Origin of the sequence: Promicromonospora sp. NPDC060204, from assembly GCF_042728455.1 — a bacterium.
GTDB lineage: Bacteria > Actinomycetota > Actinomycetes > Actinomycetales > Cellulomonadaceae > Promicromonospora.
Window position 1 is genome coordinate 19,717 of sequence record NZ_JBHWZO010000009.1, and the last position, 21,770, is coordinate 41,486.

At 70.1% G+C, this 21,770-nt stretch carries 26 protein-coding genes; 10 read left to right on the plus strand and 16 right to left on the minus strand.

The features are described 5' to 3' along the window. Window positions 1-16 precede the first annotated feature (16 nt). Window positions 17-571: a TetR/AcrR family transcriptional regulator gene (locus tag ACFWEJ_RS02435; protein WP_377227612.1), complete on the plus strand. Its 555-nt coding sequence runs from the start codon at window positions 17-19 to the stop codon at window positions 569-571. 82 nt (window positions 572-653) lie between these two features. Here the strand turns inward: ACFWEJ_RS02435 and ACFWEJ_RS02440 are convergent, their stop codons facing one another. Then, window positions 654-1,016, minus strand: coding sequence for a MerR family transcriptional regulator (locus ACFWEJ_RS02440; protein WP_377227613.1), 363 nt, complete (start codon window positions 1,014-1,016; stop codon window positions 654-656). A 65-nt stretch (window positions 1,017-1,081) separates the two neighbouring features. Here ACFWEJ_RS02440 and ACFWEJ_RS02445 point away from each other — a divergent pair, with 65 nt between their 5' ends. Next, window positions 1,082-1,951, plus strand: a complete 870-nt coding sequence (locus ACFWEJ_RS02445) for an SDR family oxidoreductase (RefSeq protein WP_377227614.1) — start codon at window positions 1,082-1,084, stop codon at window positions 1,949-1,951. A gap of 6 nt (window positions 1,952-1,957) precedes the next feature. Here ACFWEJ_RS02445 and ACFWEJ_RS02450 read toward each other — a convergent pair whose 3' ends face one another. Next, window positions 1,958-3,175 carry a sulfotransferase family protein gene (locus ACFWEJ_RS02450; protein ID WP_377227615.1) on the minus strand — a complete coding sequence of 406 codons (1,218 nt, stop codon included), beginning with the start codon at window positions 3,173-3,175 and terminating at the stop codon, window positions 1,958-1,960. 199 nt (window positions 3,176-3,374) lie between these two features. Beyond that, a complete protein-coding gene (locus ACFWEJ_RS02455) occupies window positions 3,375-4,355 on the minus strand; it encodes a hypothetical protein (RefSeq protein ID WP_377227616.1) in 981 nt (326 codons plus the stop codon). Window positions 4,356-4,468: 113 nt separating this feature from the next. On the opposite strand from ACFWEJ_RS02455, the gene ACFWEJ_RS02460 reads away from it, so the two are divergent. Continuing rightward, window positions 4,469-5,179: an alpha/beta fold hydrolase gene (locus ACFWEJ_RS02460; protein WP_377227617.1), complete on the plus strand. Its 711-nt coding sequence runs from the start codon at window positions 4,469-4,471 to the stop codon at window positions 5,177-5,179. A 74-nt stretch (window positions 5,180-5,253) separates the two neighbouring features. Here ACFWEJ_RS02460 and ACFWEJ_RS02465 read toward each other — a convergent pair whose 3' ends face one another. The 3 genes from ACFWEJ_RS02465 to ACFWEJ_RS02475 form a co-directional block, all read right to left on the minus strand. Then, entirely contained in the window at window positions 5,254-6,285 is a 1,032-nt protein-coding gene (locus tag ACFWEJ_RS02465) for an LLM class flavin-dependent oxidoreductase (RefSeq protein ID WP_377227618.1), read from the minus strand. A gap of 72 nt (window positions 6,286-6,357) precedes the next feature. Further along, a complete protein-coding gene (locus tag ACFWEJ_RS02470; RefSeq protein WP_377227619.1) occupies window positions 6,358-7,575 on the minus strand; it encodes a YeiH family protein in 1,218 nt (405 codons plus the stop codon). Further along, on the minus strand, window positions 7,575-7,736 hold the full coding sequence (locus tag ACFWEJ_RS02475) for a hypothetical protein (protein ID WP_377227620.1): 162 nt from the start codon (window positions 7,734-7,736) through the stop codon (window positions 7,575-7,577). Before ACFWEJ_RS02475 ends, ACFWEJ_RS02470 begins: the two co-directional genes overlap by 1 nt. A 274-nt stretch (window positions 7,737-8,010) precedes the next feature. Here ACFWEJ_RS02475 and ACFWEJ_RS02480 point away from each other — a divergent pair, with 274 nt between their 5' ends. Next, window positions 8,011-8,409: a TIGR03618 family F420-dependent PPOX class oxidoreductase gene (locus tag ACFWEJ_RS02480; RefSeq protein WP_377227621.1), complete on the plus strand. Its 399-nt coding sequence runs from the start codon at window positions 8,011-8,013 to the stop codon at window positions 8,407-8,409. Window positions 8,410-8,447: 38 nt separating this feature from the next. Here ACFWEJ_RS02480 and ACFWEJ_RS02485 read toward each other — a convergent pair whose 3' ends face one another. Further along, the gene (locus tag ACFWEJ_RS02485; protein ID WP_377227622.1) at window positions 8,448-9,368 is read right to left on the minus strand and encodes a zinc-binding dehydrogenase; all 921 of its coding nucleotides are present in this window, start codon (window positions 9,366-9,368) and stop codon (window positions 8,448-8,450) included. 52 nt (window positions 9,369-9,420) lie between these two features. On the opposite strand from ACFWEJ_RS02485, the gene ACFWEJ_RS02490 reads away from it, so the two are divergent. The 3 genes from ACFWEJ_RS02490 to ACFWEJ_RS02500 all read left to right on the plus strand — a co-directional run bounded on the left by ACFWEJ_RS02490 (window position 9,421) and on the right by ACFWEJ_RS02500 (window position 11,263). Then, the gene (locus ACFWEJ_RS02490; RefSeq protein ID WP_377227623.1) at window positions 9,421-10,059 is read left to right on the plus strand and encodes a TetR/AcrR family transcriptional regulator; all 639 of its coding nucleotides are present in this window, start codon (window positions 9,421-9,423) and stop codon (window positions 10,057-10,059) included. A 130-nt stretch (window positions 10,060-10,189) separates the two neighbouring features. After that, entirely contained in the window at window positions 10,190-10,588 is a 399-nt protein-coding gene (locus ACFWEJ_RS02495; RefSeq protein WP_377227624.1) for an ester cyclase, read from the plus strand. 480 nt (window positions 10,589-11,068) lie between these two features. Next, on the plus strand, window positions 11,069-11,263 hold the full coding sequence (locus ACFWEJ_RS02500; protein WP_377227625.1) for a hypothetical protein: 195 nt from the start codon (window positions 11,069-11,071) through the stop codon (window positions 11,261-11,263). A gap of 244 nt (window positions 11,264-11,507) precedes the next feature. On the opposite strand, the gene ACFWEJ_RS02505 is transcribed toward ACFWEJ_RS02500, so the two are convergent. Beyond that, window positions 11,508-11,957 carry a MarR family winged helix-turn-helix transcriptional regulator gene (locus tag ACFWEJ_RS02505; protein WP_377227626.1) on the minus strand — a complete coding sequence of 150 codons (450 nt, stop codon included), beginning with the start codon at window positions 11,955-11,957 and terminating at the stop codon, window positions 11,508-11,510. Between the two features lie 107 nt (window positions 11,958-12,064). On the opposite strand from ACFWEJ_RS02505, the gene ACFWEJ_RS02510 reads away from it, so the two are divergent. Both ACFWEJ_RS02510 and ACFWEJ_RS02515 read left to right on the plus strand, forming a co-directional pair. Next, window positions 12,065-13,141, plus strand: coding sequence for an LLM class flavin-dependent oxidoreductase (locus tag ACFWEJ_RS02510; RefSeq protein ID WP_377227627.1), 1,077 nt, complete (start codon window positions 12,065-12,067; stop codon window positions 13,139-13,141). Next, window positions 13,134-13,688 (plus strand): NAD(P)H-dependent oxidoreductase, encoded by a 555-nt coding sequence (locus ACFWEJ_RS02515; RefSeq protein ID WP_377227628.1) that lies wholly within the window; start codon window positions 13,134-13,136, stop codon window positions 13,686-13,688. The genes ACFWEJ_RS02510 and ACFWEJ_RS02515 overlap by 8 nt, the downstream gene beginning before the upstream one ends. A 215-nt stretch (window positions 13,689-13,903) precedes the next feature. Here ACFWEJ_RS02515 and ACFWEJ_RS02520 read toward each other — a convergent pair whose 3' ends face one another. Together ACFWEJ_RS02520 and ACFWEJ_RS02525 are read right to left on the minus strand one after the other, a co-directional pair. After that, window positions 13,904-14,698 carry an alpha/beta fold hydrolase gene (locus tag ACFWEJ_RS02520; protein WP_377227629.1) on the minus strand — a complete coding sequence of 265 codons (795 nt, stop codon included), beginning with the start codon at window positions 14,696-14,698 and terminating at the stop codon, window positions 13,904-13,906. A gap of 206 nt (window positions 14,699-14,904) precedes the next feature. Continuing rightward, entirely contained in the window at window positions 14,905-15,876 is a 972-nt protein-coding gene (locus ACFWEJ_RS02525) for a helix-turn-helix transcriptional regulator (protein WP_377227630.1), read from the minus strand. Between the two features lie 84 nt (window positions 15,877-15,960). Here ACFWEJ_RS02525 and ACFWEJ_RS02530 point away from each other — a divergent pair, with 84 nt between their 5' ends. After that, complete coding sequence (locus tag ACFWEJ_RS02530) at window positions 15,961-16,536, plus strand: VOC family protein (protein WP_377227631.1); 576 nt, start codon at window positions 15,961-15,963, stop codon at window positions 16,534-16,536. Between the two features lie 150 nt (window positions 16,537-16,686). On the opposite strand, the gene ACFWEJ_RS02535 is transcribed toward ACFWEJ_RS02530, so the two are convergent. The 6 genes from ACFWEJ_RS02535 to ACFWEJ_RS02560 are packed head-to-tail and all read right to left on the minus strand — an operon-like array spanning window position 16,687 to window position 21,766. Then, on the minus strand, window positions 16,687-16,854 hold the full coding sequence (locus ACFWEJ_RS02535) for a UBP-type zinc finger domain-containing protein (protein ID WP_377227632.1): 168 nt from the start codon (window positions 16,852-16,854) through the stop codon (window positions 16,687-16,689). Beyond that, window positions 16,851-17,303: a thioredoxin gene (gene trxA, locus ACFWEJ_RS02540; protein ID WP_377227633.1), complete on the minus strand. Its 453-nt coding sequence runs from the start codon at window positions 17,301-17,303 to the stop codon at window positions 16,851-16,853. The genes ACFWEJ_RS02535 and trxA overlap by 4 nt, the downstream gene beginning before the upstream one ends. Continuing rightward, window positions 17,300-19,936 carry an ATP-dependent chaperone ClpB gene (clpB, locus tag ACFWEJ_RS02545; protein ID WP_377227634.1) on the minus strand — a complete coding sequence of 879 codons (2,637 nt, stop codon included), beginning with the start codon at window positions 19,934-19,936 and terminating at the stop codon, window positions 17,300-17,302. The genes trxA and clpB overlap by 4 nt, the downstream gene beginning before the upstream one ends. Next, the gene (locus ACFWEJ_RS02550) at window positions 19,927-20,247 is read right to left on the minus strand and encodes a chaperone modulator CbpM (RefSeq protein WP_377227635.1); all 321 of its coding nucleotides are present in this window, start codon (window positions 20,245-20,247) and stop codon (window positions 19,927-19,929) included. Before ACFWEJ_RS02550 ends, clpB begins: the two co-directional genes overlap by 10 nt. After that, the gene (locus ACFWEJ_RS02555; protein ID WP_377227636.1) at window positions 20,244-21,215 is read right to left on the minus strand and encodes a DnaJ C-terminal domain-containing protein; all 972 of its coding nucleotides are present in this window, start codon (window positions 21,213-21,215) and stop codon (window positions 20,244-20,246) included. Before ACFWEJ_RS02555 ends, ACFWEJ_RS02550 begins: the two co-directional genes overlap by 4 nt. After that, on the minus strand, window positions 21,215-21,766 hold the full coding sequence (locus tag ACFWEJ_RS02560) for a nucleotide exchange factor GrpE (RefSeq protein ID WP_377227637.1): 552 nt from the start codon (window positions 21,764-21,766) through the stop codon (window positions 21,215-21,217). The genes ACFWEJ_RS02555 and ACFWEJ_RS02560 overlap by 1 nt, the downstream gene beginning before the upstream one ends. Window positions 21,767-21,770: the final 4 nt, after the last annotated feature.

The window sequence follows — 21,770 nt, forward strand, 5'->3', positions numbered from 1 at the left end:
ATGGTATGTTCTATAGATGATTTCGCGCGAGCAGTGGATCGACGAAGGCCTGGTTGTTCTCAGCGAGCAAGGAACCACAGGCCTACGAATCGACAGGATCGCAGGGCGGCTGCGGCTGACGAAGGGCTCCTTCCATCACCACTTCGGCGGGATCGAGGACTATCGGCAGGCGATCCTGGATCGGTACGAGCAGGACTCTCTGGATGCGGTGGGACGAGCCCTGGCGGCCGTCGCCGGCCTGCCGCCCCGGGACGCGCTGACACGGCTGCCGGACCACTTCTCCTTCGACCCCCGCCTCGAGGCCGCGGTCCGCGGATGGGCGTTCGCCGACCCGGCCGCGCGCACCGTGCAGGAGCGGGTCGACACGGCACGGCTCGAGGCCCTCACCCCTCTGTGGCGCGACGTCCTGCCCGACCCGGACCAGGCGCGCGTCGCCGCGTTGGTACCGCACCTCCTGATGATTGGCGGGTCGACCGCGTTGCCCACGCCGAGCCAGGCCGACCTGCGCGCCGTGTTCGCACTGCTCGCGACCCTTGTACCGGCCGTGGAAACGAGTGTGCAGTGGACCTGACCAGAGGCCCGGCAATGTCACGGGCCGCGTGCTCGGCCGCGTCCGGCCCGGATGATGGTGGCTAGACGTCAGGCGAAGAAGCTCACGCCAATGGCTGAGTCAATCGCTGGTACCGGGCCCGCAGCTCGCGGGACTCCTGGTCCAGGTGCTCCCGCCAGCAGCGGGCCGCTCTCAGCTGGACCGCGCGGTTCGGAGCGACCCCCGCGGGCAGCTTGTGCAGGACGGACCGGATCGCGTCCAGGGACGCGCCGACGTCCTGCGACCATCGGATGAAGCGCACCTGAGCCAGGGAGACGTCGTCGAAACGTCGCTGGTTCCCCGGTGTGCGCCGGCTCCTGAGCAGACCATGCTCATCCCAGAAACGCACGGTCGAGGCCTTGACCCCGGCGCGCCTGGCCAGCTCCCCCACGCTCATCTCCGGCTGCTGCTCGCGGTGGTCGGTCACTCGACGAGCCTATCGAGCAACCCACGCGTTGACTTCGACCCGGGTCGAAGTCGCACGATCACCGCATGACTACCGGAACAGCAAGGGTCCTGGTCTTCGGCGCGACGGGGAACGTCGGGGGTGCGCTCGTCAGACGCCTGGCCGCCGACCGGGAGGACGTGACGGTCCGGGCGATGGTTCGCACCCCGGGCTCCGCCGACCTGCCCGACGGCGTCGAGGTGGTGCGCGGGGACCTGACGAACCTCGACTCCGTGCGAGCCGCGCTCCGCGACGTCGATCGCGTCTTCCTGGTATGGCCGTTGGGCGGTGGTGAGCTGACGCGAGCAGTCGTGGACCTGATCACGGCACGCGTCCGGCGCGTCGTCTACCTCTCGGCGATCGGGGTCCGGGACGACGGCGCCCCCGCCCCCGACCCGATCCTCCAGTTCCACACCGACATCGAGCAGGCCGTCCGCGACTCCGACGTCGAGTGGACGCTCCTGCGGTCGGGAGGGATGGCGGCCAACACCCTCGGCTGGGCGCAGCAGGTGCGGGAGCGGTCGACGGTCAGCTGGGTCTACGGCGACGGCGCCCGCGCGCTCGTGCACGAGGCCGATCTTGCCGAGGTCGCCGCGATCGCCCTGCTGACCGACCGGCTGGTCGGCGCCGTACCGGAGATCACCGGCCCCTCGGCGCTGACGCAGCGGGAACAGGCGCGCGCCATCGGGGCCGCCGTCGGGAGGACGGTGACCTGGGAGGAGCTCCCCGCGCAGGAGGTCCGCGAGGCGCTGATGTCCGCCGGGTGGTCCGCGGCGATGGCCGACGGCGCCCTCAGGTCATGGGCGAGCACCGTCGACCGTCCCGAGGCCCCCACGCCCGACTACGCGGCCGTCACCGGCTCGACCGGCCGCCCCTTCGAGCAGTGGGCGATCGACCATGCCGGGGACTTTCGCTGATGCCTGTCACAGCTCGACGGCCGGGGTGGCGTCACGCAGGTCGAGGCGGTCCAGCATGCGGTTGTACTGCGCGAAGGCCGCTTCGGCCTCGGCACGGTCCACGTAGCGGGACAGGTCGTACTGGTGGGACGGCGCTCCCTTCGGCCTGGCGATCACCTCGGCCAGGTGTTCCTGGTCGCGGGTGGTCCACCTCGCCCCGATCGCCGCGTACAGGCGGGGAACCACGGTGACCGGGTCGGCGGACAGCTTGTGGTAGGGCACGTCCACGATCGAGGACGGCGGCATGCTCATCCGCGCGGCCAGGCCGCGCTCGACCTGGGTGACCAGATGATCCAGCGTGGCTCGTCCGATCGCCGCAGGGTCGGTCTCGTACAGGCACATCGCCTGCAGCGTCTCCAGGAGACTGGCGAACGAGCCGATGACCGTGACGGGGTCACGGTGGGTCCACACGAACGTCGCGTCCGGGAACACCTTCTGGATGGTGTCCATGTCGCCCAGGTGCCCCGGGTACTTCAGCACCCACCGCTTGGGCTCGCGCCCGTGCTGGAGGACCTGCAGGCCGAGCTTCAGGTACTCGTACTCTGACGTCACGTCGTACTGGTCGGTGAGCCAGGCGCTGTAGGACGGCATAGGTCCGCGCTGCAGCGGCCACTGGGGTCCGTGCGCGAAGAACAGCACCGACTCCTCCGGCCGGTCGATGTACGTCGGGTGCTTGTGCTGCAGACCGGGAGCGACCAGCTCCATCAGGGACAGGGCCTGCTCGAGCTGCTTGATCACCCGCCGCGCCGCGAGCGGGTCGTGCAAGGTCGTGTGCTGCAGCTCCCAGGTCAGCGGACCACGGTGGTCGGGCGACTGCGCCAGGACTCGGTGGGCCAGCGTGGTGGCGGTGCGCGGCAGCCCGCACACGAACACCGGCGCGATGATCTGCTCCTCGGCGACCTGCGGGTGCTCGGACAGCACCCGGTTGACCCGCAGCCGGTTGGCGTACTTGCCCTTGACCTCGTTGAAGATCAGGAACCAGCCCAGCGGCGACAGCCGCGGTATCTCGGCTGCCCCCTGGAGGATCTGGCCGAGGTCGTCGGCGAACCGGCGGTCCTGGGTACCTGCGGTCTTCTCGACCTGCGCGACCGCCTTCGCCCAGGACGCGGCGGGGTCCCGGTAGCCCCTGACAAAAGGGCCCAGCGCAGTGTTCAGGACTCGGGTGGTACGTGGGGCACGGCTCACGACTCTCCTTGCTGGTAGCTGGGTCTGTGCGCTGGTGACCAGCGGCATCGTTCGCGCCTGGCCATCGGCACATACCGGACTATCGGGGCAGCCGCTGGTGGTCAAGAGGTGGTGCGCCATGCGGTGCACATTCACCCGCCCCGCGGGCACCGGGCTGCGGAACCGTCCGACGGAGCCACGACGACCAACACCCCCATTGCTACGACGTGAGCCTCTCCAGCACATACCGGATTTCCGCACTTCGGCGGGCAGCATCCTTGATCTCTGGGATTTTCGTCGACAAATCCAGTTCGCAGAACGGAAAACGAAAATAGTCCAACAACCAGATCAGCTCGTCGTCATTGTGCGCGCTTGACCACAGCTCTCGGAAGATGAAGACGGACCGAAAAACCGGCCCGCGCAAGAGCACCTCCATATCGATCGCAGCATCCTGGCGGCCCTCCTCATCCAGCTCGCGCACGTCTGTCCAAAAGCCCCGCGCGATTGCCACCCAGTCAGGCCGTTCGGGAGGTGGACCCGATGGACCGTCCGCCCGGCCGGCCAGATAGCCCTGATTCAGCATCTCCTCGCGAACCGGACCATCGACGTCGGTCCACCGATACAAGATCGGAAAATCCTGAAAGATATCTCGTCGAGAGAACTCTTCGGCGAGAGCGGTGATCAACGAGGACTTCTCGTGAGCGTCGCGCGCCTCATCCCAGAGCCCGTCGAACAACATCCTGGCCTGACGCCGGGAGCGTCCCAACACGTTCGAGACAGCAATTTCGACGCCGTCAAAGATGAGATCGTCCAGCACTTCTGTGTTGCGCCTGCCGAACCACCACAGTTCGACGGCGGCGTCCAGGTCGCGTATCTCAAAGTCGACATTGTCAACTCGCCATCGACGGTCCGGGTGGTCGATGTGCATCGGAGTGCCAGGCACACCGCGTAGGGAGACCTCCGAAGCCGGGGTCAAGCCGGCCGCCTCCGGAAAGCAGGAATCAAGGTACTCGTGCTCGAATTCGGACTCGGCGCGCGCGACCAGGTGCGCGTACAGTCCAGCACTGTCGCGATCCAGCGCCTCCATTCGGCGCAGCGCTCGACTCATGACGTCTCGCACGGCCGGGAAGCGAATCTCCGACGGTTCGCGCTGAACGATCCACCAGATCATTGATTCCAAGACGAACGGCGGGTTCGCCACAGTCCTTTACCTCCTCTGGGCAGGGGACGCCCATCTCTCGTGCTCGATCGCTCCCGGAGATCCGCATGCCAGGCTCCTCGGAGGAGCTTGGACACGATCGATAGCATCGCGCAATGGACTCCACGGCAGTGACGACCCCGGACGGCACGAGACTCCATGTCGGCGTCCACGGTGCGGGGCCGGACGTCGTCGTGCTGTCCGGCGGACCAGGCTGTGTCCACTACCTGGAGGCCGACGAGCTGGCTCCGCAGGGTTTCCGGGCATGGTTTCCGGAGCCCCGCGGCGTCGGCCGGTCCGGCGGTGGCCCACACACCATGGCACAGGCGGTGGCCGACCTCGAAGAGGTGCGCGACGCTGCCGGCGTCGAACGATGGACCGTGCTGGGCCATTCCTGGGGCAGCGACCTGGCCGTCCGCTACGCACTCGACCACCCGAGGTCGGTGGCCCAGGTCGTCGGCATCGCCGGGCACGGGCTGCACAAGGACCGCACCTGGTCCGCGCAGTACGAGGCGGGCAAAGCAACCGATCCAGCACCCGACATCGCCTGGTCTCCCGAGGTCCATACCTCCCTCCAGGCATCGTTTCTCGACTGGATCCACGAGCCCGGGATCTGGCGGAAGCTCGCCGACTCTCCGGTGCCGATGACTTTCCTCGCCGCGGGCGCGGACATCCGCCCGTCATGGCCGCTCGCGCAGCTGCGCGCGCTCGTCCCCAAGGCTCGATTCGAGACGGTTCCCGACGTGCCCCACGACTTCTGGCACACCCACCCTCAGCTGTGGCGCGAGGTCGTCACGGCAGCATGCGGCGCCGGGTACGACACCTAGACCGGGCAGGGGGCCTCCGGACGCACGTCGTCCGCACGGGATGCCTCTTCGGGTGTGGACCTCGTCGTGCGGCGTCAGGCCGAGGGCCGCGCGGGCTCCCAGCCCAGCAGCGGTCCGAGCCGCGTCGCCAGGTCGGTGAGGATCTGCACGTAGTCCGGCTCGTCGAAGGTGAACGGCAGCGCGAACGCGACCTCGTCCACGGCCTGGAAGCCGGCGTGCGCGCTCAGCCGCTCGGCGAGCTGCTCGGCGGGCCCCACGAGGTCGGGCGCGAAGAGCATGCGGCGCGGTCCCGCCGCGACGGGCGCCGCGGTGCGCGGCAGGCGGGCCGCCGCGTACGCCTCGTACCGGGCGACCTGGTCCGGCGTGGCGCCGTCCGTGGGGATCACCACCAGGCCCTGCGAGACCCGGGCCGCCTGCCCGGCCGGGTGGGCGGCCCGGAACAGCTCGATCTGCTCGCGCTGGAGCGCCGCGAAGTCCGGGCGCTCCGCGTCCCCGGCGTCGAGCACCGAGGAGGTCAGGAGGTTCATGCCCGCCGACCCGGCCCAGGCCGCCGACGACGCCGAGGCCGCGCCGTACCAGACGCGCTCCCGCAGGCCCGGCGAGTACGGCTGGATGCGCGTGGAGTACGTCTCGATGCCCTCGGTCCCCTCGAACGTGGAGACCGCGCCGCCCGACAGGTTGTGCAGCAGCCGCTCCACGCGCGCCTTGGAGAAGTCCTCGTGCTGCCACGTGGTCGGATACAGGTGGTCGCGCAGGTGGTCCCAGTGGATCGGCGGGCCCACGCTCACCCCGGGGTTGAGCCGGCCGCCGGAGAGCACATCCACAGTGGCGAGGTCCTCCGCCAGCCGGAACGGGTTCTCCAGGCCCAGCGGGGTCACGGCGGTACCCAGCTCTATCCGGCTGGTGCGCTGCGTGGCCGCGGCCAGCACCGCCACCGGGGACGAGATGCCGTGCTGCAGGTGCCGGTGGCGCAGCCACGCGCTGTCCAGGCCGAGCTGCTCGCCGAGCTCGATGAGCCGCAGGGTGGCCTCGTGCCCCGCGCGCGGGTGGTCCGGGTCGAACAGGCCGATGGTCAGGAAACCGAGCTTGCGCAGGGGTCGCGTCACGGGGTCAGTGAACCACGGCCGGACGACGGTGCCGGCCCGTCCCCGGCGTCGCGGGTCCGGGCCGGCACCCGCCTAGACCTCGACCCCCGCGAACAGGACGCTGGACAGGCCGAGCCCGACCACGAGGTTGAACACGGCGGCAGCACCGAACACGACCAGCGGACGCCAACCCGCCTCGCGCACCGCCGACACCTTGAACTCCAGGCCGATCGACACGAAGGCCACGATGAAGAACACCGTGCTCAGCGACTTGAGGACCGCGATGTTGTCCGCGGAAGCGTCCGCGCCCACCGTGTTGACGTACACGGTGGCCACGACCGACGCGAGGAGGAACCCGAGCACGAACTTCGGGAACCGCGTCCACAGCTCGGAAGCCCGCGGACGGGGCGCGCCCTCGGTCCGGTCCACCCGGAAGGCGAACCAGGCGGTCAGCGCGATCGCGACGACCCCGATGAGCGCGTTCTGCGTGGCCTTCACGATCGCCGCCACGGCGAGCACGTCGTCCCCCGCGAGCGCGCCGGCCGCCGTCACCGCCGCCGTCGTGTCGATGTTGCCGCCGATCCACGCGCCCGCCACCGCCGGGGACAGGTCGAGCGCCTCGGCCAGGGCCGGGAGCACGAAGATCGACGGCAGCGCGAACAGGATCACGATGCTCGCGGTGTAGGCGAGCTGCTCCTTCTTGGCCTGCACCGCCCCGGCCGCGCTGATCGCCGCGCTCACGCCGCAGATGGACACCGCCGAGGACAGCAGGGCCCGCAGCTTCTGGTCGATCCCGAGCCGCCCGCCGAGCCACCAGGTGAACCCGAACACCAGCACGATCAGGCCGAACGCCTGCGCGATGGCGGGGCCCGCCGCCGTCACGATGAGCGCCAGGTTGACGGTTGCGCCCAGCAGCACCAGACCGGTCTTGATGAAGAACTCGGTGCGGAACGCGGCGGCCAGCCTGTCCCTGACGCCGGTCAGGGACAGCACCAGGTTGCCGAGCAGCCCGAGCGCGATCGCATAGACCGGGTACTCGACCGACTTGGCGATCCCGCCCAGCGAGGTGTCCTCCAGCCAGACCGGCACGTTCTGCTCCAGGTAGCGGGTGAGCCACGCGATCCCGAGGAGCACCACGAGGCCGGCGACGACCCAGACGGCACCCTGACGCCGGCCGGTCTGGACGGGTGAACCGGCCAGCGCGACGTCGCCCGGGTCGCTCGGTCCCGGACGGTCGCCGTCGACGGCGGTGGGCGTGGCGGCGGGCGTTGCGTCGTCGTCGGGCGTGGCGGGCTGCGGTGGTGTGCTCATCAGGGCACCAGCCCTTCAGGGATCAGGCCGAGGATGCCGAGGACGACCAGCGCCAGGCCCACGCCGGTGGCGAGCCAGTCCTCGGACAGGTGGATACGGCGCACCGACTCCACGGTGACGGGTGTGGCGGCGGGGCTTGTGCCAGGAGTGCTGTCGGACATGCGGAGGAGCTCCCTTCAGGTTGGACGACCGTCGCGGGGCGACGTGCCGCGGAAGGTAGCCAGACCGCACAAACCCGACAAGAACCATCGGATACTGTCTCAACGAGTGAGACAGCCACAGGCGACGTCTGCTGGGACTCACCCCGCGCCGTCACGCGAGCAGGCACGCGGCAGGTGGCGACGCAGCGTCACTTCTGCTCGACCCCGGTGCCGAGGCACGCTGACAGCGGTCGCCACACGAGCGGCGTTCGCAGGAGAGTACGAAAGGAACCTCATGAAGGACTGGTCCGACGTCGTCCATTACTTCTCCGGAGGCGCCGTCGCGCACCTGGCGACGCTCGACACGGACGGCAGTCCGCACTCGGTGCCGCTGTGGATCGACCGGCACGGCGACTCCGAGCTGGTCTTCTTCACGATCGAGGGGTCACGCAAGGACCGCAACCTCGCTCGTGATCCGCGCGTCGCCGTCTCGGTCACCGCCCCCGACAACGCCTACGACATGGCGTCCGTCCGGGGCGTGGTCGTCGAGCGGGTGGACGGCGGCCGGGGCCAGGACATCATCGACCAGATCGCGCGCAAGTACACGGGGGCCGCGTATCCCGTGCGAACCGGCCACGTCGCGTTCGTCGTCCGGCCGACGGCCTGGTGGGCCCAGGACCACTCCTCGCGGTGAGGCTCTCTCCGCGGTGGACCGCCAGAAGTCCTGGTCCCTCACTCGATGGTCAGGACAATCTTGCCGGACGTCCGCTCCACCCCGGCGGCGAAGGCATCCGGCAGCTCGCGCCATGACCGCACGGCTCCGACCACCGGGTCGAGCCGTCCGCCGTGGATCTCGGCCGCGAGCCACGCCATGTCGGGGCCGAGGTCGGGCTCGGCGCCGAGGAAGAACGTCGTCAGGGACCGGTCGTGCCGGGCCGCGTCGCCGAAAAGGTCGCCGTACGCGAAGTGTTCCCCCTGCCCGGCCGCATGCCCGAGCGCCACGAGCGTGCCGCCGGGCGCGAGCCGCGCGAACGCCTGGACCAGGTACGTACCGCCCAGGAGGTCGAGCACGCCGGAGACGTCGCCGTCCAGGTCGGACGGCGAGGCGATGACCTCGTGCGCGCCGAGCTCGACCAGCCGCTGGTGCGCGGCAGGGTTCCTGGTCGTCGCGACCACCTCGGCACCGGCGCGGGCAGCGAGCTGCACGGCGAACAGCCCGACAGCGCTGGTCCCGCCCAGCACCAGTACGCGGCGCCCCAGCAGCGGGCCGAGGCGGCGCAGCCCGCGCAGCGCGCTGGTGGCGGCGACCGGCACGACACTCGTGCGGTGGGGATCAGCGCCGTCGGGGGCGACCCCGACAGATTCTGCGGTCACGAGCCGACGCTCCGCCCAGGCGCTGTCCGTCCCCAGCGACGCCACCACCTGCCCGAGGCGCGGCCCGGTCCCGTCCAGAGCCTCGGCCACGACGACGCCTGCCGCGTCCCAGCCGGGAATCATGCCGTCAGGCAGGCTGGGCAGGACCTCCAGATCCCCGTGGTTCGGCGCGAAGGCTCGCACCTGGATGACCGCGTCGTGCGGTCCTGGTGCCGGGTCCGGCACCTCCCGCAGGCCGAGGTGACTGGGTGACGAGTGGTCGACCGTCCATGCGAGCATGGCGCTACTGTATGCCAACTGCTACTGAGTGCCATTTTGCTAGGATCGGCGCATGACGACGACGCCCGCCACCGGCACGTTGCGCAGCCGACGGATCGCCCGCAGCAGGCAGCGGCTGGTCGAGATCGCGCTGCCAGCCTTCGTCGAGCGTGGGTATGACGCCGTGACCGTCGACTGGCTGTGCGACCAGGCCGAGGTGTCCAAGCGGAGCTTCTTCCGCTACTTCGCCGGCAAGGAGGACCTCGCCCTGACCCCGCTGAACGACGTCTGGCGCACGCTGATCACCGAGCTCGATCAGGTGCTCGCGCGCCGCGGGCCGCTGCTGGTGGTTCTGGGCGACGCACTGGTCGACGTCGTCGATCAGATGCCACCCGGCTGGGAGCGCCTCGCAGTGCTGAGCGCACGACTGAGCGGCACCCACCCGACGATCGACGCTGCGGGCATGCTGGTGTGCGAGCGATTCACGCAGCAGGTGGTCGACGCGATCGTGGAACGGCTGGCCGGCACACCAGGGGCGGACCTCTCGGCCCGGATCGTGTGCGCCGTCGCTGTCGCCGGCCACCGGGCCGCCGTCGACGTGTGGCGTTCGGCGCCCGACGCCGAGACGAACGCGACCCGCGCCGAGCTGCGGGGACTCATCCGGGCATCGATGGCGGCCGCCCCCGCCGCGGTGACGGTCACGCTCCCCTGACCGGCAGAGCCTGGACGATGTGTAAAGAAGTATGGACTCCGCGTCATGGATCTTACGGACACGCTCCGGCAGCATCGAGGGTGCAGGTGAACATGAGCACAGGCCCGGACACCGGGCGAGAAAGGCAGTCATGTCCGACTTCAACATCCGCGAGTTCTACGACCGTTACACCAAGGCGCTCAACGCGCACGAGTTCGACCGCATGGACGAGTTCGTCGCCGAGTCGATCGTCTCCCACGGCCAGCCGGCTACCCGCGACGACGTCATCGCCGCGCTCAAGGGCATCGCGGACGCCGTCCCTGACATCCGGTGGGAGATCAAGGAGGTCGTGATCGACGCAGAAGGCGGGACGCTGTCCTGCCACTCCGTCAACCACGGCACACCCACCAAGCAATGGCTCGGTGTGGCGCCGACGGGCGCTCGGATCGAGATCGACGAGATCGCCATGTACAAGGTCCGCGACGGCAAGTTCGTGCAGATGTCCAACGTCCACGACGTCGAGACCCTGAAGAAGCAGCTCGCGGCGTGACCTGAAACAGCCCGGCTGCAGCCTGACCACGCCACGGCGTCCCGCCCGACCGGGCGGGACGCCACCTGCTCCGATGGGTCTGCTGGGCCTCTCGAAGGCGGCAGAGCCGCTCAGGCTCTGACCCACGCCACCGATGCGGTGTCCGGAGGAGGACTTGGCAGGTATCGTCACGCCCTCCCCCGATCGCTAGGGCGGCGTGACCTGCGAAGACCGCTCCTGGGAGACTCTGCGGTCAGCTTGCCGCGCCAGAAGGGTCGCTTGTCGTGTCGGACGCCCCACCGCCGCCGGTCCACCTCGACAAGGTGTTGTCGGGACTCGCCGAGAACCCGGGCAAGCAGCGGCCGACGCCCGGCCGCACACCTCTTGGACAGGGATCGCTGACTACGCTCCAGAGGGTCGCCTGGCACACTTTTCTCGCTGCCCATGCCGGAGCAGGAAGGTACATGGGCTGCGCCGCGGCCTCGCGATAGCCTCATACACATGGGTCAAACGCCTGAACGACGAAGCCGAGTCGATGGCGACGCATTGATGCCGCTCATTGCCGGGGCCGCCTCGGGTGTGATCGCATACACAATCGGCAGCGGCTTGTTCGTCGCGGCAGTCACAACAGTCCTCGTCGGCTGGCTCGCTTTCGCAGCCATCGCACTGATCAACCATTTCCGCAAGAACCGCTGAGGGCAGGCTTCGACGTCGAGTGCCCCCGGGCCGCCACCACGAGTGGCCGTGATCCGGTTCAGTTTTATGGCGAGCACTTCGGCGGTGATCACTCCCTCTCCAGACGGAATAGTGCTCGAACCGGTTATCGGCGGTTGCGGCCCGATCCTCACTCGCGTGCAGCGTTACTCTTGCCAGCCGGTACAGGCGATCCGCCAGAACATGGAGCTCAGAATTGGCTTCGCGGACGAAGCCGCCGAGGGCATCAGCCGGCCTCGTGGTCGGCGAGACTTCCCCAGACGCCGGCCAGGGCTCTGAGCTGCTCGTCGCTCAGCCTGCCGAGGAAGAGCCGCTCGATGTCGGCGCGCTGACGCTTCCACGCCGCGCGCAGCAACGACCGCCCTGCTCGCGTGAGGACGACGTCGTACCCGCGACCATCGGTGGGAACCCGGCGGCGCTCGATCAGGCCGCGGCGCTCCAGCCGGCCCGCGAGCCGTGAGAACCCTCCGGTCGACATCCCCCGCAGCTCGGCCAGCTCGCTCAGCCGCATCCCGCCCGGGCCGGCCTCTCCCAGCAGCCCGAGCACGCTGTACTCGGCCATGCTGACCCCGAGCGGAGCCAGACCGTCCTCCATCTCACGCCAGATGCGCTCGTGGGCGACCAGGAAGCCACGCCATGCCTCGTCCTCGAGCCCGGTCAGCCGTTCAGTCGCCATGGGCAAAACCTAGTCGAAGCACGACGCGTCGTCGGAATAGTTGCCTGCGCAGGAAGGTTGTTCGGGTGTCGCCACAGTTCGCGGCACCACAGAGAGGACGCAGACGAATGGCATTCGAGATCGGGATCATGACCTTCGGCGAGGTCACACCGGACCCCGTGAGCGGCACCACCCGCACCCCGCACCAGCGAGCCAGGGAGACGATCGAGCTGGCCCGGGTCGCCGACGACGTCGGCCTGGACGTCTTCGGCATGGGCGAGCACCACCGCAGCGACTTCGTCGGCTCCGCGCCGACGATCCTGCTGGCGGCCGCGGCCGAGGCCACCAAGCGGATCAAGCTCGCCAGCGCCGTCACCGTGCTGAGCTCGGAGGACCCCGTGCGCGTCTGGGAGCAGTTCGCCACGATCGACCTGCTCTCCGCGGGCCGGGCCGAGATCATCGCGGGCCGGGGCTCCTACACCGAGTCGTTCCCGCTGTTCGGGTACGACCTCGCCGACTACTCCGAGCTCTTCCGCGAGAAGCTCGACCTCCTGCTCCGCATCCGCGGGGAGAACCCGGTCACCTGGACCGGAAGGCTCCGCCCTCCCCTCGTGGACGCGGACATCGCGCCCCGCGCCTACGGGGAGACCATCCCGATCTGGGTCGGCGTCGGAGGCTCTCCCGCGTCGGCGGTCAGCACGGGCACGCGCGGCCTGCCGCTCGCGCTCGCCATCCTGTTCGGCCCGATGGACCTGCACCGTGAGTCGATCGAGCTCTATCGCGCGGCAGCCGAGCAGGCCGGGTACGACCCTGCGACCCTGCCCGTCAGCATCAGCGTGGGCGGCTACGTCGGCAGCAGCTCGCGGCAGGCACGCGACACCATGTACCCGTCCTTCGCCCGGTTCATGATGGAGCACAACCACCAACGTGGCCGCGGGATGATGCTGCCGCGCGAAGCGTTCGACGCCGGTGCCTCCCCCGCCGGCAGCTACCTCGTCGGCGACCCGGAGGAGGTCACCGACAAGATCCTTCGCTTCCGTGAGCTGTACGGCCTGACCCGGATCATCGTCCAGATGGGCTCGGGAAGCATGCCGCAGCGCGAGCTTCTGGCCGCCGTCGAACGCCTCGGCACCGAGGTCGCACCAGCCGTCCGCAAGGCGCTCGGCGAGACGGCAACCTTCGACAAGGAGCCCGGCGATGCCTGAGCCCACGCCACTCCGTGTGGTCGTCGTCAACGGAAGCCCCAGCGAACAGTCCAGGACCGCCGCCCTGGCCGACGTCGCCGTCCGCACCCTGGAGCGGACGATGCCCGTCGAGGTGCACCGTGTCGACGTTTACCGCCTCGGTGCGGGCTTCACCACCGCCGTCGACCGCGAGAGCGTCACCCCCGAGGTGGACGCCGAGCTCCGCACCGCCGAGACGGCCGACCTGCTTGTCGCGGCGACCCCGGTCTTCCGCGGCTCCTACACCGGCCTGTTCAAGCATTTCTTCGACCTGGTCGAGCAGTACGCCCTGGCCAACCGGCCGGTACTCCTGCTCGCGACCGGCGGCAGCCACCACCACGCACTCGTCGTCGACCACGCCCTCCGGCCGCTCTTCGCCTTCTTTCAGGCACGGACACTGCCCGTCTCCGTCTACGCCTCCTCCAGTGACTTCGACGGCACCGCCCTCCTGAACCCACGCGTCTACAGCCGCATCCAGACTGCGCTCGACGACGTGGAGGGCTCGCTCCGGGACCGGATCGCCACGTGATGCCGTGCCGCAGCGGGGGCCCGTTCTCGGCGTTCTCACGCGGCACCATCCGGCCCGACGGGCCGCGTCACACCGAGCGTCGAGGCCGCCGGGACGGTACGGCGCGACCTCGCCCGAGACGCCGGCCTGACGCGCACCCTTATATTGCGATTCGATGGGAGTACGTCCATCGCCTCCGCCCCGCACGCCCCCGGAGGGGTCCCGGGACCTACCTCTCAGCCGAGCAGGAAGCCCTCGACCTCGGCGACGAGCCGGTCCCTCTCCTCGAAGGGCAACATATGGCCAGAGTGCTCGTAGACCTCGAACCGAGCCCCGGGGATGCCGCGGGCAACTTCCTCGCCGGCCTCGGGCGGGTTCAGCCCGTCGGCCCTACCGGAGACGACCAGGGTCGGCGCAGTGATCGCCGGAAGAATGGGCCGCAGGTCGAAGTCACGCAGCGACTGGTCGATCACGGCCCGGTCCTCCGGGGTGAGGACCACCTGCTGGAAGCGGAGCTGCGCGGCCAGGAGCTCCTCGCGGCGCGGCTGCAGGGTGTGCGGCGACCACAGAGCCCCGGCCATGAACCCGACGATCTCTTCCGGGGTGGCGGAGGCCAGGTCGAAGCCCTCGCGGGCAGCATAGGCGGCCATCGACGAGGTCCGCCCGTGCGCCTTGGAGACGACCAGTACGAGCCCGGAGATCCGTGCGGGCTCGTGGGCCGCCGCTTGCGCGGACAGGTAGGAGCCCATCGAGACCCCGAGCAGCGAAGCCGCGTCGTAGCCGAGGGCAGCGATCAGGCCGGCGAGCATCCGCCCCTGGTCTTCGAGGCTGAAGGCGGGTGGGTGCGCCGACAGGCCGTGGCCGAGCGCGTCGGGCACGATGACCCGGAACCGGTCCGCGAACCGCTCAGCCAGCGGCGCCATCGTCGATGCCTCGCCGTAGAGCCCGTGCACGACCACGAGCGGCGGGGATCCTGGATCGCCGTACTCCTGGAAGTGGACATCGTTCCCGTGGATCCGCAGACGCGGCATTCGTCACCCTCCTGATTGGCGCTTCGACGATTGTCAATCTCCCCTCATCGCGGCATATTCCAACTCGCGTCGGGAGAGCTTGATACCTCCAGGGATCGATGCCGCACCGGCCCAGCTCGCCGCATGAGACCAGTCGTCACCTGAGCGTGCAGCAGTCCCCTTCGTCGTCTGGCGTGTCGTGCGCCCGGAACATCTGGTGGAGTGACTTACCGGATCCCGGGGGCCGATGCCGTCGCCTGCATCAGCGCCTGGCCCCAGGCCCGCATGTAGTCAACAGCCTCAGCCGGTCCGTGCACGACGAAGGGCGCGCCGATCGCCACGAGGCAGAAAGCCGCCCAGTCCAGCGACTCTGCGGCGATGCAGACCTCGCACGAGCCGTCGTCGATCGGCTTGACGGTCCCGTAGTGCACGATCTCGGCCTTGATCCGCTCGACGGGCGCGTGCACCGTGGCGCGCACGCGGAAGCGCGATGACAGGTCGCCGATCCGGGCGTTCACAAAGGCCACGGGGTCATCGCCGGGCAGCTGACGTGGTGCGAACCGGTTCCCGGTGCGGTGCGGTCCGGTGACGCGGTCGATCCGGAACGTACGCCAGTCGGCACGATCCAGGTCCCAGGCGACGAGGTAGAGCCGGTTGTCCACGTTCACGATCTTGTGCGGCTGCACTGTCCGCCGGGACTCGTCACCACCGTGGGACCGGTAGGAGAACTCCACCGCGTCGCTGTCACGGCACGCGAGCGCCAGCGTGGTGAGCGCCGTGACATCACCGATGGCCGCCCGCTGCTCGACGCTCGCGGGGACGGCGACGGCCCGCAGGCTGTCGATCCTGCCGCGGATGCGGGGCGGGAGCACCTGCACGATCTTCGCCATCGCGCTCACGGCGTCGTCCGCGGAAGCGGGGTGGGCACCCGTGGCGATCGCCTTGAGCCCGAGCACCGTGGCCGCGGCCTCGTCCTCGCTGAGCACGAGCGGCGGGAGCGACGCACCGGCGCCGAGCTGGTAGCCACCGCCCGTTCCTCGGGTCGTCACGATCGGGTAGCCGAGCTCTTGCAGCCCGCTCACGGCGCGACGCAGGGTGCGCGGGCTGACTCCGAGGCGGCCGGCGAGCTCGTCACCAGGCCAGTGACGCCGGTTCTGCAGGAGTCCGAGCAGTTCGAGGGCGCGGGAACTGGTCGACATCTCCTCAGGCTAGATCGACAAGTGGCCAAATACTGTCCGGAAGGCCGACGAGACTGGCAGTCCGGTCGAGAACCAGGAGAGCCCATGTCCGCTCCCACCCCACGCGCCGTTCCAGCCGCCCCTTCCGGATCGGCGACGGTCGACCCCTTCATCTGGTCGGACGACGCCGCCGGCCTCATCCGTTTCCTGCTCGACGTCTTCGACGCGACCGAGGTTCCGGAAGCCCGCACCGCCGACACCGACGGACTGGTCCTGCACTCAGAGGTCCAGATCGGCGACTCCACGATCACGATCGCGGACCGCAAGCCGCAGTGGCCCTACACGCCGGCATTCGTCCGGGTCTACGTCGAGGACCCGGCCGCGACACTGCAGCGCGCCGCCGGAGCCGGCGCGCGTGTCGTCACCGAGCCGACAGAGTTCTGGGGCGACGTGCTGGCACGCTTCGCGGATCCGTTCGGTCATCTGTGGTGGGTCTACAAGCACAACCCGTCGAACGACGCCGCGGGCAGCGCCGAGGAGGCCGACGTCGACGGGGACGGCGACTGGACGGAGCCGGTTGATGACGAGGACTGGGAGTCGTTCGCCACGCCCGAGCTGACCTATGTCCACACGACGCTCATGGAGGCCATGGCGGCTCTCCGGGACCCACGAGAGCGCTGACCTCGCTGAGGAGCAAGGCTCCGGCCGTTCGCTGACGACCGGGCGGTCGACGCGGTGGATCTCAAGCGGAGCAGCATGATCTGCTCGTCGGTGAGTCGAGGGTAGGCACCGGTGGTGTCGGGGGTCTCGGGCAGGTCCTCGAGCTCGGCCTCAGACGAACTGCTCGTCGGCATAGCACCACCTCCAGTCCTCCCCCGGCTCGATCGAGCGCACCACGACGTGGCTCGTCGCGGCGGCGTGAGCGCGCGCATGCCGCATGGGTGACGAGTCGCAGCAGCCGACCTGGCCACAGGTCAGGCACTGGCGCAGGGCCGTCATCCTGACCTCGCCGGGAGCGCGGACTCCAGCCAGGAACGCAGCCGCGGCTCCGGGAGGGCGCCGATCTGCTTGTCGACCACCTCGCCGTGGTCGAGAAGGACCAGCGTCGGGATCGACCGGACGTCGAACCGGCGGCTCACCTCGGGGTTGTCGTCGGCGTTGACCTTGACGAGCTTGAGGTTGCCGGCCAGCTCGCCGGCCAGCTTCTCCAGGGCCGGGCTCACCATGCGGCAGGGCCCGCACCACGGCGCCCACACGTCGACCAGCACAGGCAGGCTCGACTCGTCGACGACGGCGTGGAAGTCAGCGTCGTTCGCGTCCACCACCCAGCGCAGCGGGGTGCTGCACCTCCCGCAGCGGGGCGTGCCCCGGGCGACGACCGGAACACGGTTCCTGGCTCCGCAGTGGCTGCACACGATCGTCGTCGACGTCGGGGTGGATGCGGTCATGCGACTGCCCGCGCCTCTGCCGGGTTTCCGGTCGCGGTCACCGTGATCATCCGGTCGGCGACGTCGACCGAGACCGTGCCGCCGTCGGCGGCGTCGCCGCGCAGCAGCGCCCGGGCGACCTGCGTCTCCAGCTCGCGGGCGATGTACCGACGCAGCGGGCGGGCGCCGTACGCGGGGTCGAAGCCCTGGTCCGCGATGAAGCGGCGGGCCTCGGTGGTGACGTCGAGCGTGATCCGCATGTCGGCCAGCCGCTCGCGCAGCTCCTCGAGCTGGAGGTCGACGATGCGCTCGATCTCGGCGAGCGTCAGCGGCTTGAACATCACGATCTCGTCGACACGATTGAGGAACTCCGGGCGGAAGTGCGACTGCAGGGTGCGCATCACCATGGAACGTGCCTCGTCCTTGATCTCACCACCTGCGGTGACCCCATCGAGGAGGTGTTCCGAGCCGATGTTGGAGGTCATGATCAGCACGGTGTTGCGGAAGTCGACGGTCCGGCCGTGGGAATCGGTCAGGCGGCCGTCGTCGAGCACCTGGAGCAGCGTGTTGAACACGTCGACGTGGGCCTTCTCGATCTCGTCGAGCAGGACCACCGAGTAGGGCTTGCGGCGCACGGCTTCCGTGAGCTGACCGCCCTCCTCGTAGCCGACGTAGCCGGGGGGCGCTCCGACCAGCCGGCTGACCGTGTGCCGCTCCTGGTACTCGCTCATGTCGATCCGGACCATGTTCTCGGCGGTGTCGAACATCGCGGCCGCCAGCGTCTTGGCCAGCTCGGTCTTGCCGACACCGGTGGGGCCGAGGAAGAGGAACGAGCCGATGGGCCGCTGGGGGTTCTTGATGCCCGAGCGGGCGCGGACGACGGCGTCGGCCACCAGCTGGACCGCCTCGTCCTGGCCGATGACACGTTCGTGGAGCACCTCGTCGAGCCGGAGCAGCTTGTCACGCTCCCCCTCCTGGAGCCGCGTGACCGGGATGCCGGTCCACCGCGACACGATGTCGGCGATCTCGTCGGCGGTCACCACCTCGCGCAGCAGCCCGCGAGCGCCCTGCTTGCCCGCGAGCCTGGACTCGGCCGCCTCCAGCCGGCGCTGGATCTCCGGGAGCCGGCCGTGTCGGAGCGACGCCGCCCGGTTGAGGTCGTACTCGCGCTCGGCCCTCTCGCTCTCGACGCGGACCTGTTCGAGCTCCTCACGCAAGGACTGCACCTCTCGTAGCGCCGACCGTTCGGCCTCCCACTGCGCGCGCAGGGCATCGGCCTCGGCCCGCGCGTCGGCCAGCTCCTTGCGCAGCTCCTCGAGGCGGGCCCTGCTCGCGGAGTCCTCCTCCGCCGAGAGCGCCGCGTCCTCGATCTCCATCCGGGTCACGCGCCGGGTGAGCTCGTCGAGCTCGGCCGGCATCGAGTCGATCTCGGTCCGCAGCATCGCGCAGGCCTCGTCGACGAGATCGATCGCCTTGTCGGGCAGGAAGCGGTCGGAGATGTAGCGGTGGCTCAGCGTCACCGCCGCCACCAGCGCGCCGTCGTGGATCCGCACGCCGTGGAAGACCTCGAACCGCTCGCGGAGCCCGCGCAGGATCGAGAGGGCATCCTCCTCGTCGGGCTCGTCGACGAGGACCGGCTGGAACCTGCGTTCGAGGGCCGCGTCCTTCTCGATGTGCGTGCGGTACTCGTCAAGGGTGGTCGCACCGATCATGTGCAGCTCGCCGCGGGCGAGCAGCGGCTTGAGCATGTTGCCCGCGTCCATCGCCCCCTCACCGGCGCCCGCGCCGACCACCGTGTGCAGCTCGTCGACGAACAGCAGGATGTGACCCCCGGCGGACTGCACCTCGTTGAGCACGGCCTTGAGCCGCTCCTCGAACTCGCCGCGGTACTTCGCCCCGGCGACGAGCGCCCCCATGTCCAGCGCGAAGACGGTCTTGTCCCGCAGACCCTCAGGCACGTCACCGTCGGCGATCCGCTGGGCGAGCCCCTCGACGATCGCCGTCTTGCCGACCCCGGGCTCGCCGATCAGCACGGGGTTGTTCTTGCTCTTGCGCGACAGGATCTGGATGGTCCTGCGGATCTCCGCATCCCGGCCGATCACGGGCTCGAGCTTGCCGGCCGTCGCAGCCGCGACGAGGTCGCGCCCGTACTTCTCGAGCGCCTCGTAGGTTCCCTCCGGGGTCGCCGAGGTCACCCGCTGGTGCCCTCGGACCTCGGTCAGCGCGGCCAGGAAGGTGTCCCGGGTCAGCCCCTGTGCCTGGAGGAGCCGCCCGGCCGCCGAGGCCGGGCCTTCCTCCACCAGGGCGATGACGAGGTGCTCGACCGAGACGTACTCGTCCTTGAGCCTGCGGGCCTCGCGGTCCGCGGCGTCGAGCAGCCGCGACAGCCGCTGGGTGATGTGCACCTGCCCGGGAGTCACACCAGGGCCGCTGACCCGCGGGCGGCGACCGAGCTCCGCCTCCAGGTCCTCGCGCAGCCGCTCCGGATCTGCCCCCGCACGGGTCAGCAGCGGGGCGACCAGGCCCTCGGCCTGATCCAGGAGAGCCAGCAACAGGTGCTCCCCGTCCACCTCGACATGGCCGAAGCGCAACGCCTTCGTCTGGGCGTCGTGCAGAGCCTCCTGCGACTTCTGGGTCAGTCTGTTCATGTCCATGGGGCGTCTCCTCGTCGCGGCATTCGCCGACGTGTCCTTTCCAGCTCCGCGATGCGGTCAAGCAGCTCGACCACCAGCCCGATGGCGGAGTAACTGAGGTTCAGGCTCATCCGCAGCCGCTGGATCCTGGCCATCTCCCGCACCTGGGAGGGGTCGAACCACAACCGGCCCTGCGCGTCGCGGGTGACTTCCAGCAGCCCGAGGGCGACCAGGCGGCGTACGAGCAGGGGATGCACGCCGGTGACCTGCGCATAGCTGTCCAGGCTGAGCCGGTACGGCCGGGAGAGGGCGTAGTGCCTGGCTACGGTCATCGTCTGCTCCTCGGGTCGAAGCCGGACACCTTCGCGAGCTCCTCGAAGAGCCGTCGCTCGTCGTCGGTGAGAGCGTCGGGAACCCGGATCTGCAGCTCGGCGTAGAGGTCGCCCGGCTTGCCTCGTCGGTGCGGGAGCCCGCGGCCCTTGAGCCGCAACCGACGGTGGCTGGACGAGCCGGCCGGGACCTTCACCGTGGCGGCGCCGCCAGGGGTGTCGACGGAGACCGAGGCGCCCAGCGCCGCCTCCCACGGCGCGACGGGGACGAGGGTGTGGAGATCGCGACCCTCGACCCGGTAGCGCGGGTGGTCGGCGATCCGAACCACCAGGTACAGGTCCCCGGCCGCGGCCGATCCGCTGCCCGGCCCGCCCTGGCCGCGCAGCCGGATACGCTGGCCGTCGACCACACCCGCCGGGATGCTGACGTCGAGCGTGCGAGGGCCTGAGGTGCCGCTGATCGCGACGCTGCGCTCGGTGCCGTGGTAGGCCTCCTCGACCGATATCTCGACCTCGGCCTCGTGGTCGGAACCCGCGACCGGGCCCGGTCCCCAGGCGTCCCAACCCGGTCCCCCGCGCCGCCCGCCGCCGAAGATTCCGCCGAGCAGGTCCTCGATGTCGACGTCGTCCCCGAAGCCTCCCGATCCGAATCCGGCCCCCGACGACCGTCGGTCGCGCGCGCCCGTGCCCGCGCCGGCATCGGCGTAGGTCCGGGCCCGGCGCCAGGCGGCTGGATCCGTGTCGGGGGGAACGCGTCGGAAGTCGTCGCCGAAGGCGTCGTAACGGCGACGCAGCTCGGGATCCGACAACACGTCGTAGGCCTCGGCGATCTCCTTGAACCGCTCCTCGGCGTCGGAGCTCTTGTTGACGTCCGGGTGGTTCTGGCGCGCCAGCCTGCGGTAGGCACGCTGGATCTCGGCCGCGTCGGCCTCGCGGCCGACACCGAGGACCTCGTAGAAGTCCCTGGCCATCAGGAGGCCCTGGTGGCCACGACGACCGCGGCCGGCCGCAGGATCTTGTCGTCGGAGCCGTAGCCGGGACGCACGACCTGAGCGACCGTGCCGGGCACCAGTCCCTCACCCGACACGGTGCTGACCGCCTCGTGCACGGCCGGGTCGAAGGCCCGGCCGGCGTCGTCACGCCGCGGGTAGCCGAGGTCGGCCAGGACGCCGACCGCCTGTGCGAGCACGGCCCGGACGCCTTCGACCACGGGGTCCGGGTCGGACGACGCGTGCTCGAGCGCCCGCTCCAGGTTGTCCAGGACCGGCAGCCATCGACTCGCCACGGCCGCCCGCTCCTGCTCGCGGGCGCTGACCACGTCGCGGGCGCACCGCTTGCGGAAGTTGTCCAGCTCGGCCGCCGTGCGCCGCCACGCGTCCTCGAGCTCCGCGATCCGGCCAGCCTGGTCGACAGGCTCGGACACACGCTCGTCCTCGCGCTCCGGTGCCTCGTCCGCCGGAGTCGTGTCCTCCCCTGGCTCGTCCCCCGGAGCCGCTGTCGTGGGTGCCTCGTGTTCGGACATGGCG